We start from the raw sequence: 11,974 nt of genomic DNA, 5'->3' as shown, positions 1-11,974 counted from the left end.
GACTCATTGAGGGTCAAGAACATATAAGAACAAATGTAGAACATTTGGGGGGTTTATATGTTCGGCGGGATGCAGCGCCGCATCGTTTCACTCTGGTTTCCCCGGCTGGCAAGCGACCGGGCTTTGCGCCTGCGCCCGGTCGATGGCCCGTTTGTTCTGACGCTGAAACAGAATAATGCAAACCGGGTGTATTGCCTGAACACGCAGGCACAGCGGCAAGGCCTGCACAGCGGCATGCCCTATTCCGATGCCCGCGCCTTTTGCCCCGATCTGCAAAGTCACCCCGCCGACCCGCAAGGGGATCAGCGGTTTCTGCACGCCCTGCGCCGCTGGGCCACGCGCTATTGCCCCTGGGTCGGGCTCGAGGGTGAGGATGGGTTGGTTCTGGACATCACAGGATCGGCTCATCTTGCGGGCGGGGAAGAGATGATGCTGACCGACATGCGCAGGCGTCTGGCCCGCGCCGGGCTGGCGGTTCAGATCGGTCTGGCCCCAACACGCGGCGCGGCCTGGGCCCTGGCGCATTACGGCGAAGGGGTCGCGATCCAGGATACGCTAAAAGCGATCCGCACCTTGCCGGTGGCGGCGCTGCGGCTGGATGAGGACACCTCGGTCGCGCTGCAACGGCTAGGCCTGCGCCGGATTGGCGAGCTGGCGCAAACCCCGCGCGCGCCACTGACACGCCGCTTTGGCCCCGAGGTGCTGATGCGTCTGGATCAGGCACTGGGGGACCAACCCGAACAGATCACACCGCTGGCCAATCCGCCCCATTACGGCGTGCGCATGACTCTGCCCGAGCCCATTGGGCTGCTGTCCGACATGATGGCCGGGGCGGAACGGCTGCTGGAACGGCTCTGCGACAAGCTGAAAGCGCAGGAAATGGGCGCGCGCAAGCTGTGCATGACCTTGCGCCGGGTGGATCAGGACCACCAGCAGGTCGAGCTGCGGCTGGCCCGCCCTCTGCGTGACCCGTACCGCATCCTGCCCCTGTTCGAACGCGGGCTGGCCGAGGTGGATGCAGGCTTTGGCGTCGATCAGCTGCGGCTCGAGGCCACGCTGGTGGAACCCCTGCCCGTGCGCCAGATCAGCCGCGCCGCAAGCCGGGACAAAGATCAGTTGGACGACCTGATCACCCGCATCGGCACCCGCATCGGGCTGGAACAAATCCACCGCCTGCTGCCCGCGCAAAGCCATATCCCCGAACGCAGCTTTATCATCTCGCCCGCCGCCTATTCCGACCCTGCAGGCGGGTGGGTCGCCCTGCGTCCGCGCCCCCTGCAGCTGTTTCCGCCGGAACCCATCACCGGATCGGGCCCGCACCCGCCGCGCTGCTTTCGCTGGCGGCGGATGTCGCTGACCACAGGCCGCTCAACCGGCCCCGAACGCATCTGCCCTGAATGGTGGCTGGAAGATGAGAACTGGCGCACGGGCTTGCGCGATTACTGGCAGGTTGAAACCCGGCAGGGGCGACGGTTGTGGCTGTATTACACGCCGCAAAATCCGGGATGGTTCGTGCATGGGGAATTCGCATGAGCAAACCGAACCCGCCCAGCTCACACGCGCAGGACCCCGGCTATGCCGAGCTGGGCGTAACCACCAATTTCACCTTCCTGACCGGAGCCTCACACCCAGAAGAGCTGGTGACCCGCGCGGCAGAGCTGGGCCTGAAGGCCATCGCGATCACCGACCGGAACTCTCTGGCCGGGGTGGTCCGGGGCTGGAGCGCATTGAAAGAGCTGCGGCGCGAGGCGGAAGGCGCGGTTCAAATCCGCTCGCAACACCGGCTCGATTCCTCGTCCCGGCAAGAGGTCGGGCATGTGCAGCCGATCGATAAACCGGATGTGCCCGCCCTGCCTAAGCTGATCGTTGGCTGCCGTCTGGTTCTGCGCGACAGCGCGGTGCACTGGCTGGCCCTGCCCCGCGACCGCGCAGCCTATCAGCGACTGACCCGCCTGCTGACGCTGGGCAAACGACGGGCCGAGAAAGGCGACTGTCATCTAGACCTGAAGGACATGCTGGGGGCCTGTCAGGGGATGATCCTGATCGCGCTGCCTCAGGCAGGGTTGAAACAGGCCATCCCAGATATTCAGACCGTCCGGCGGCAATTCCCCAATGCGGTGTTTCTGGGGGCGGTGCCGCGCTATGACGGCAGTGACCGGGCCTATCTGGCGGCCTGTGCGCAGGCAGCTCTGCGAGCCTCGGCCCCGATGGTGGCGGTGGGCGATGTGCTGATGCACCGTGGCTACCGTCGCCAATTGGCCGATGTGCTGACCTGTATGCGCGAGCACATCACGATTGACCAGATCGGCACCCGCGCCCTGCCCAATGCCGAACGGCGGCTGAAAGGCTATGCGGATATGGCCCGGCTGTTTCAGGACCACCCCGGCGCGCTGCGCCGCACGCTGGAAATCGCCGACCGCTGCAGCTTTGACTTAACTGAGTTGTCTTATGAATACCCCGACGAGATCGCCAGTACCGAAACCCCGCTGGCGCGATTGGAACGTTTGGCCCGCGAGGGGCTGAAACGACGCTATCCCGATGGGCCGTCTGAGAGGGCCATCAGCCTGATGAAAAAGGAACTGGCCCTGGTCGCCGATCTGGATTTCCCGGCCTATTTCCTGACCGTGCATGACATTGTGCAATTCGCCCGCTCGCAGGGCATTCTGTGTCAGGGGCGCGGCTCGGCCGCCAATTCGATCCTGTGTTATCTGCTGGGCATCACCGATGTCAGCCCCGACATGATCGCCATGGTGTTCGAGCGTTTTGTCTCGAAATACCGGGGCGAGCCGCCGGATATCGACGTGGATTTCGAACACGAGCGGCGCGAAGAGGTGATCCAGTGGATTTACGAGAAATATGGCCGCCACCGCGCGGGCCTCTGTGCCACGGTCATCCATTTCCGATCCCGCGCGGCAATCCGCGAAGTGGGCAAGGTGATGGGGCTGTCTCAGGACGTCACCGCAGGCCTGTCCGGCCAGATCTGGGGGATGAGCAATGGCGGCGTTGATGCTGAGAGGTTGCAGGAACTGGGTCTCGACCTCAAAGACCGGCGCCTGATGCAGACGGTTCGCCTGATTGGCGAGATCATCGGCTTCCCGCGCCATCTGTCGCAGCATGTGGGCGGGTTTGTCATCACCAAAGGGCGGCTGGATGAGCTCTGCCCGATCGAAAACGCCGCGATGGAAGACCGCACCGTGATCGAGTGGGACAAGGACGACATCGACGCGCTTGGCATTCTAAAGGTGGATATATTGGGGCTGGGGATGCTCAGCTGCATCCGCAAGGCGTTTGACCTGATGCAGCAGCATGACGGCGAAACCCTCAGCATCGCCACCGTCCCGCAAGAGGATACGGCGACCTATGACATGCTCTGCGCCGCTGATGCGGTGGGTGTGTTTCAGGTCGAAAGCCGGGCGCAGATGAATTTCCTGCCCCGGATGAGGCCACGCGAATTCTACGATCTGGTGATCGAGGTTGCCATCGTCCGCCCCGGCCCCATTCAGGGCGATATGGTGCAGCCCTATATCCGGCGGCGCAACGGGCTGGAAAAATCCGAACCCTTCGGCCCCGCTTTGGAAGAGGTGACGCGGCGCACGCTGGGCGTGCCGCTGTTTCAGGAACAGGCCCTGCAAATCGCCGTGGTAGGCGCAGGTTTTTCGGCGGAAGAGGCTGACCATCTGCGCCGCTCCTTGGCCTCGTTCCGGCGCATGGGGACGATTGGCACATATCGTGACAAGTTCATCGCGGGGATGCTGAACAATGGCTATACGCCCGAGGTCGCCGACCGCTGCTTTGGCCAGATCGAAGGCTTTGCCGATTACGGCTTTCCCGAAAGCCACGCGGCGGCTTTTGCCATGCTGGCCTATGTCTCGGCCTGGATGAAATGCCACCACCCGGCGATCTTTGCCTGTGCGTTGCTGAACTCGCAGCCCATGGGGTTTTATGCCCCCGCCCAGATCGTGCGAGACGCGCGCGAGCACGGGGTTGAGATCCGCCCGGTCTGCGTTAACACCTCGACCTGGGACAATCTGCTGGAACGCCGCGCCGACGGGGCGCTGGCCCTGCGGCTGGGTTTTCGCCAGATCAAAGGGTTCAAGCAGGAGGATGCGGATTGGATCGTGGCCGCGCGGGGTAATGGGTATCCGGACCCCGAAACGCTGTGGTTGCGGGCCGGGCTGCGCCCCGATGTTCTGACGCGTCTGGCCGAGGCGGATGCGTTCTCCGGCATGGACCTGACCCGGCGCGACGCCCTGTGGCATGTCAAAGCCATCCGCAGCCGAACCGCTCTGCCGCTGTTCAATGACCCCATCGATGGCGAAAGCATCAACGAGCCACAGGTGAACCTGCCGGTCATGCATCTGGGCGAGGAAGTGGTCGAAGACTATGTCTCGACTCGCCTGACCCTACGTTCACACCCGATGGAGCTGTTGCGCCCGTCCATCCCCGGCCTTGTGCCCCATGCCACGCTGCAGGACATCCCGCTGGGCCGCTACAGCGTGTGCGGGCTGGTGATCACACGCCAACGGCCGGGAACCGCCTCGGGCGTGATCTTTCTGACGCTTGAGGATGAAACCGGCGTCAGCAATGTGGTTGTCTGGCCCAAGGTCTATGAACGGTTTCGCCGCATCGTGATGGGAGGGCGCCTGTTGCAGGTCCGCGGGTATCTGCAGCGCGAGGGGATCGTCGTGCATCTGATCGCGCAAGAGATCACCGATATGTCGCACAAACTGTCCGAGCTTGGGCATCCTCTAGACGAGGCCATCGGCATCACCCAACCGCAAGCTGATGACACCCCGCGCCCCCGGCAGAACGGCCCAAGCGCCCGCCATCCGCGTGAACAGGCCAAACGGCTGTTTCCAAGCCGGGATTTTCACTAGAACCCGCACCGCCATAAGGCCAGTTTCAAAGAAACATCCGGCTAACGTGATCCGACCGCCTCTTTCCCTTGCCCTTGCCCGTAATATGTTGCACCACACACGGGTTCAAACCCGGTGAACGGGCCAAAGGATAAGGACAAGGCGCATGGCTGACGGATCGATCGACATCAACGCAAAACCCACCGAGGACATTTCGGTTCGCGAGGTGTTTGGCATTGACAGCGATATGGCAGTCAAAGGCTTTGCCGAGCGCAGCGACCGCGTGCCGGTCATCGACCCGACCTACAAGTTCGACCCCGAAACCACATTGGCGATTCTTGCCGGCTTTACCCATAACCGCCGGGTGATGATTCAGGGCTATCACGGCACCGGTAAGTCGACCCATATCGAACAGGTCGCCGCGCGTCTGAACTGGCCCGCCGTTCGTGTAAACCTCGACAGCCATATCAGCCGGATCGACCTGATCGGTAAGGATGCGATCAAGCTGCGCGACGGCAAGCAGGTCACCGAGTTCCACGAAGGCATCCTGCCCTGGGCCCTGCGCAACCCGGTTGCCATCGTGTTCGACGAATACGATGCAGGCCGTGCGGATGTGATGTTCGTGATCCAACGCGTGCTCGAGCATGACGGCAAGCTGACTCTGCTGGACCAGAACGAAATCATCACGCCGAACCCGAATTTCCGCCTGTTTGCGACCGCAAACACCGTGGGCTTGGGCGACACCACCGGCCTCTATCACGGTACACAGCAGATCAACCAGGCGCAGATGGACCGCTGGTCGCTGGTCTCGACGCTGAACTACCTCAGCCACGACGCGGAAACGATGATCGTGCTGTCGAAAGCGCCGCATTACAACACTGCCGAAGGCCGCAAGACCGTCAGCCAGATGGTCACCGTCGCCGACCTGACCCGGACTGCCTTCATGAACGGCGATCTGTCCACCGTCATGAGCCCGCGGACCGTGATCAACTGGGCGCAAAACGCCGAGATTTTCCGCGATGTTGGCTACGCCTTCCGCCTGTCATTCCTGAACAAATGCGATGAGCTAGAGCGCCAGACGGTTGCCGAGTTCTATCAACGCTGCTTTGACGAGGAACTGCCGGAAAGCGCGGCGAGCGCCAGCCTGGGGTGACAGGGGGGCCGCCATGCATATCGGATTGATTGGCGGGATCGGTGTTGCTGCAACGGTGGTTTATTATCAGCGGCTGAGTGCGGCGATGGCGACGCGTGGAAAGCCGATGGAACTGACCATCGTGCATGCGGATGTGCAGGAATTGATCCGCAACAATCTGGCGGACGAACGGGATGCACAGGCGCAGGTCTACGCAGGGCTCATTGATCGCCTGAAGGCGGCAGGTGCGGATTGTGCAGCAATCACGTCGCTGGGTGGGCATTTCTGCTATGATGAAACCGTGCCATTGTCTTCGTTGCCCCTTGTTTCGGCTTTAAAGCCTCTGGATGCGCATTTCGCCTCGCAGGGGTTTGGCACTGTTGGGCTGCTGGGAACGCGTGTTGTGATGCAGACCAAACTTTATGGTCAGCTTGGGCAGACCCGGGCGGTTGTGTTGGAAGATGAGATCGAAGTGCTGGGACAAACCTATCAGGATATAGCCGTTGCCGGGGTTTGCTCCGATCAGGATCGCGCGCTGTTTCTGGACGCAGGTCGCCGTATGGTGGATGATTTGAATGCCGATGCCATCGTTTTGGCCGGGACAGATCTGAACCTCGCCTTTGACGGGCGAGATCCCGGCTATAGAGTTGTTGATGCGCTGGATGTGCATGTGGATATGCTGGCGCGTCTGGCAAGTGATGAAATGACGCTTGAAGAAGCAGGGGCGGACAGATGAGTAAACCAAACGACAACCCTGCTGATCCGTTCAAGAAGGCGCTGGCCGAAGCCACTAAAGTCATGGCCGATGACCCCGAATTGTCGGTAAGTTACACGGTCGACCCCTCTGGCCTATCGGGCGAGGCGATGCGGTTGCCGCAGGTGTCGCGCCGGATGACGCGCGAAGAGGTTCTGTTGGCGCGCGGCACGGCAGATGCTCTGGCATTGCAGCGTAAGTACCACGACGACGCGACCCATGCGCGTTATGCGCCTCCGGGCGATATGGCGCGTGATCTCTATGAGGCGATGGAGACCGCCCGCTGCGAAGCGATGGGCGCGCGCGATATGCCCGGTACCGCATCGAATATCGACGTTAAGATCGGGCATGAGGCGATCCGGCGTGGCTATGACCAGTGCAAGCAGCCCGCGGATGCGCCATTGGCTGTGGCGGCGGGCTATCTGATCCGGCATCTGGCCACCGGGCGCGACATGCCGCCTGCCGCCGAGAATGTCATGAACCTATGGCGCGGCTTCATCGAAGAGCAAGCCGGCGGGACGCTGGAGAACCTTGACGAAATCCTCTCGGATCAGGCCGAGTTCGCCAAGTTCGCCCGCCAGATGATCAAGGATCTGGGATATGGCGACCAGCTGGGCGAAGACCCTGATGAGCTGGACGACGAGCAGGAAGATCAGGCCGAAGAAGACGCCGAAGAACAGCCCGATCCCGATAGCACCGGTCAGGACGATCAGGACGAACAGGACGCCGACGCGACGCCTGAGCAAACTCAGGAAGAACAGCAAGATCAGTCTCAGGCCCAGGTCTCGATGGACGAGATGGCCGAAGATGAGATGGGCGATGAGGCTGAAATGCCTGAGGGTGAGGCCCCTTTGGAGCCCCCTGCCCCGCCGCCTGCGTCCGAGGCGGATCCGGACTACAAGGTCTATCTGAACACCCATGATGAAGAAATCGCGGCTGAAGATTTGGCAGAACCAGCCGAACTGGAACGGTTGCGCGCCTATCTGGACCAGCAACTGGAACCGCTGAAGGGCGCGGTGAGCCGTCTGGCCAACAAGTTGCAACGCCGCTTGCAGGCACAGCAGAACCGGTCTTGGGAGTTCGACCGCGAGGAAGGCATTCTGGATGCCGGACGTCTGGCGCGTGTCGTGGCCAACCCGACCACTCCGCTGAGCTTCAAAGTCGAAAAAGATACCGAGTTCCGCGATACCGTGGTGACGCTGCTGCTGGACAATTCGGGCTCGATGCGCGGGCGTCCAATCTCGATCGCCGCCATCTGCGCCGATGTTCTGGCGCGGACGCTGGAGCGTTGCAACGTGAAGGTTGAAATTCTAGGCTTCACCACCCGTGCGTGGAAAGGCGGCCAGGCGCGTGAGGCATGGCTGAACGATGGCCGCCCACAGCAACCGGGGCGACTGAACGATCTGCGCCACATCATCTACAAAGGTGCCGATGCCCCATGGCGGCGTGCGCGGCCCAATCTGGGGCTGATGATGAAAGAAGGCCTGCTGAAGGAAAACATCGACGGTGAAGCTCTGGAATGGGCCCATCGCCGGATGCTGGCGCGGCGCGAGGCCCGCAAGATCCTGATGGTCATCTCGGACGGCGCTCCGGTCGATGATTCCACGCTCAGCGTGAACCCGGCGAACTATCTTGAAAAGCACCTGCGCGACGTGATCGCCATGGTCGAAAAACGCAAGATGGTCGAATTGCTGGCCATCGGCATCGGCCACGACGTGACGCGGTATTACGACCGCGCCGTGACCATCACCGATGTAGAACAACTGGCCGGAGCCATGACCGAGCAATTGGCAGCGCTCTTCGACAGCGATCCCCGCGCACGGGCGCGGGTCATGGGGATGAAGCGGGCCAGCTAAGCCCGCCGCTCCTGCGCCGTCAGGCGAAGCACCAGATTTACCAGCCAATTGGGCATGGATATTGCCCTGCCCGAGGGTTCAGCGCGCGGGCGGGATAGGCTTGGCCGATGGCGGGCAGCCGGGTGGTGCAATAACACGGTATCGAAGGGAAGCATCATCTTGATCTCCTGTCTGTTGCTTCCAATGTGGTCACTATGCCGCGCGCCCGCTTGAAGGCGATCCTGAGAAACCCCCGAGAATTCCTTGGGATAATCATTGAAACTTGAGGCCTGCGCCGAAACAGAGTGTATTCAGCCCATGCGATATGAGTTTGCAGACTGTGTTCTTGATGTGGACCGCCACGTATTGCTGCGGGGCGGCGAGGCCGTGCGGGTCGAACCGCAGGTCTTTGATCTGCTGGAATTGCTGGCTGAAAGCCCCGGTAAACTGGTTGTCCGAGAAGAGATCATCGATCGGGTCTGGAACGGCCGGTTTGTCTCGGATTCAACGATCAGTGCACGCATTGCAGCGGCCCGTCGGGCTGTTGGTGATGATGGCAAGTCACAACGGATCATTCGAACAATCGTCCGACGCGGATTGCAGATGACAGCCGTGGTCAAAAGCGACGCTGGTTCAAACTCGGACGAGAACAGCCCGACCCAGAAACTGCGTTATGCCCAAGGCAGCGATGGCCGGCCAATCCCCTATTCGCTATCGGGCAGTGGTCACCCCGTTCTTCGCATCGGCTCGGTCATTCATGATCTGGAAGCCGAATGGCGCTTGTCTTCTGAACGCACCCGGTTGATGGATATGGCCAAGCAATTCCACCTGCTGCGCTACAACAAGGATCACGGAGTAAGCTCCAACTCGGACCATCAAGCCGTCTTTGACCTCAGGATCCAGGAAATTCTGGCCGTGACCAATGCCGCCGGGTTCGAGCGTTTCTCGATCATCGGCGAGTTTGGGGGAACCTTCCCAGCCCTGCATTTCGCAGCGCGGCATCCGGATCGAGTTGATAAGCTGGTGATCGCTGGCGGCTGGGCCGAAGGGCGAGACCACCGGGCCAATACGAAACAACCCGATTCCATCCGAACACTCATTGCAGAAGGCTGGCAAACACCGGGCGGTGGATACGCGATGGGCTCAACGCTCAGTTACTTTCCCGACGGTCCGCTCGATGATGTTCGGCACATGGTGCAAGCGATGCAGGCGCTTTATTCGCGTGAGCAAAAGCTTTTGTATCGCGACATCGGAAACAGCACATCCGCCCTGCATTTGCTGTCCGAGATCACTTGCCCAACCCTGATCCTGCACGGACGCCACACCGAAGTTCACCCTCTGACCGAGGCACGCAAACTGGCTGCAGGCATTCCAAATGCCTCGCTTGTTATCCTTGAAACCGCCAATCAGATTCCGCTGCCCGGAAACCCCGCCTACGAGATCTACATACAAAGTCTCATCGAATTTCTTGGAGCGCCCTCGGATAGCTGATCTGGCGCTGGACATTCTTTGGCGCAGCCCTCAGGTTTCACCGCATTCAAATCCACCCGAAGAGGCCGCCCATGTTCCAAAGTTTCGAAGTGACCGCCCGCCCGGAACAAGGCCCCCCGCGACTGGCGGCCCTGCGCGAAGAATTGGCGCGCGAAGGTTTGCAAGGTTTTCTGGTCCCCCGCGCAGACGCCCATCAAGGGGAATATGTGGCCACTCGGGATGAACGGTTGGCCTGGCTTACCGGTTTCACAGGGTCTGCGGGGTTCTGCGCGGCACTCGCGGATATTGCCGGGGTTTTCATCGATGGACGCTATCGCACACAGGTAAAGGCGCAGGTCGCCGAAGATTACACACCAGTCCCGTGGCCGGATGTCAGCCTGAGCACGTGGTTGAAAGAGCAACTGCCAGATGGCGGCAAGGTGGGATTTGATCCGTGGCTCCACGCGGCAGGGCAGATTTCTGCAGCACAGAAAGATCTTGAAGGCAGCGGGATCGAACTGGTGCGCTGCGACAATCTTGTGGACCGTGTTTGGGCGGATCAGCCTGCTCCTCCGATGAATCCGGTTAGTGTGAATCCGATTGAATTTGCCGGCGAAAGCGCCGAGAGCAAGATCCATCGCCTCGCCGATGAGCTAAGAACAGCGGATCGCGCGGCTGCAGTGATCACTCTGCCGGATTCGATCATGTGGCTGCTGAACATTCGCGGCTCGGACATCGCGTACAATCCGGTGGCTCATGGATTCGCCATCCTGCACGGCGATGGCCGGGTTGATCTGTTCATGGCCGCTGGCAAGCTGGCCGAGATAAAGGATCATTTGGGCGACAAGGTTACCCAGCACGAGCCCGACACATTCCTGACGGCAGTCGAGGCGCTAGAAGGCAAGGTGCAGGTTGATCCAAATACGGTTCCGCAAATCGTGGCGGATACTTTGGAGGACCGTTTGGTAAACGGTGGCGATCCCTGCGCCTTGCCCAAAGCCCGCAAGAATCCGGCCGAAATCGCTGGCACCGCCGAGGCACATCTGCGCGATGCTGCAGCAGTGGTGGAACTGCTATGCTGGCTGGACGCGCAGACCCCGGGCAGCCTGACCGAGACCCAAGTGGTCACCAAGCTGGAAGAAAGCCGCCGCCGCGATAACGCCCTGCAGGATATCTCGTTCGACACCATCGCGGGCACTGGACCAAACGGTGCCATCATGCATTACCGGGTGACTGAAGAAACAGACAGTCGGTTGGAAAACGGTCACCTGCTGGTGCTGGACAGCGGTGGGCAATATCTGGACGGCACCACCGATATCACCCGTACGATTGCGATCGGCGATGTCGGGGATGAGGAAAAAGCATGCTTCACCCGCGTCCTCAAAGGCATGATCGCCATGTCGATGCTGCGCTGGCCTGTTGGCCTGGCCGGGCGCGATATCGAATGCGTCGCACGGCTGCCTCTGTGGCTGGCCGGGCAGGATTTCAATCACGGGGTTGGACATGGGGTCGGCACCTATCTCAGCGTGCACGAGGGCCCTCAACGCCTGTCACGGGTCAGCCACGTCCCGCTTGAGCCGGGAATGATCCTGTCGAACGAGCCGGGATATTACCGCGAGGGCGCCTTTGGCATCCGTCTGGAAAACCTCGTCGTCGTGGAGGATGCCCCCGCCCTGCCCAGTGGCGATGACGAACGGGCCATGCTGAACTGGCGGACGCTGACATTTGTACCGATCGACCGGCGTCTGATCCTGTTCGACATGCTGACTCGTGAAGAACGCGCCTGGCTGAACACCTATCACAGTGAAGTCGTAGAAAAAGTCAGACCAAGGCTGGGCGACGCCGCTCAACTGTGGTTGGATGCCGCAACTGCGCCGGTCTGACACCGGGATGTTACATAGTTTGGGCAGAGGAGAAGCCCCGAACC

General features: G+C 61.2%; 8 protein-coding genes. 7 read left to right on the top strand and 1 reads right to left on the bottom strand.

What is annotated here, in order from left to right; translation table 11 throughout:
• Positions 1-57 precede the first annotated feature (57 nt).
• From ACRZ91_RS07650 to cobT, 5 genes are all read left to right on the top strand, one after another.
• Entirely contained in the window at positions 58-1,533 is a 1,476-nt protein-coding gene (locus ACRZ91_RS07650) for a Y-family DNA polymerase (protein ID WP_480903904.1), read from the top strand.
• Positions 1,530-4,877 carry an error-prone DNA polymerase gene (locus tag ACRZ91_RS07645; RefSeq protein WP_480903901.1) on the top strand — a complete coding sequence of 1,116 codons (3,348 nt, stop codon included), beginning with the start codon at positions 1,530-1,532 and terminating at the stop codon, positions 4,875-4,877. The genes ACRZ91_RS07650 and ACRZ91_RS07645 overlap by 4 nt, the downstream gene beginning before the upstream one ends.
• A 145-nt stretch (positions 4,878-5,022) precedes the next feature.
• The gene (cobS, locus tag ACRZ91_RS07640) at positions 5,023-6,009 is read left to right on the top strand and encodes a cobaltochelatase subunit CobS (protein WP_480903898.1); all 987 of its coding nucleotides are present in this window, start codon (positions 5,023-5,025) and stop codon (positions 6,007-6,009) included.
• Between the two features lie 13 nt (positions 6,010-6,022).
• Positions 6,023-6,724, top strand: coding sequence for an aspartate/glutamate racemase family protein (locus ACRZ91_RS07635; RefSeq protein WP_480903895.1), 702 nt, complete (start codon positions 6,023-6,025; stop codon positions 6,722-6,724).
• Entirely contained in the window at positions 6,721-8,598 is a 1,878-nt protein-coding gene (gene cobT / locus ACRZ91_RS07630) for a cobaltochelatase subunit CobT (protein WP_480903893.1), read from the top strand. Before ACRZ91_RS07635 ends, cobT begins: the two co-directional genes overlap by 4 nt.
• Here the strand turns inward: cobT and ACRZ91_RS07625 are convergent.
• On the bottom strand, positions 8,595-8,756 hold the full coding sequence (locus ACRZ91_RS07625; RefSeq protein WP_480652098.1) for a hypothetical protein: 162 nt from the start codon (positions 8,754-8,756) through the stop codon (positions 8,595-8,597). The genes cobT and ACRZ91_RS07625 overlap by 4 nt on opposite strands.
• 139 nt (positions 8,757-8,895) lie before the next feature.
• Here ACRZ91_RS07625 and ACRZ91_RS07620 point away from each other — a divergent pair, with 139 nt between their 5' ends.
• Positions 8,896-10,068: an alpha/beta hydrolase gene (locus tag ACRZ91_RS07620; protein ID WP_480903890.1), complete on the top strand. Its 1,173-nt coding sequence runs from the start codon at positions 8,896-8,898 to the stop codon at positions 10,066-10,068.
• 71 nt (positions 10,069-10,139) lie between these two features.
• Complete coding sequence (locus tag ACRZ91_RS07615; RefSeq protein ID WP_480903887.1) at positions 10,140-11,930, top strand: aminopeptidase P family protein; 1,791 nt, start codon at positions 10,140-10,142, stop codon at positions 11,928-11,930.
• Positions 11,931-11,974: the final 44 nt, after the last annotated feature.

The organism is Ruegeria sp. O11, assembly GCF_056535285.1.
The sequence above is the reverse complement of the archived record's forward strand: the minus strand, read 5'-3'. Positions and strand labels throughout refer to the sequence as shown.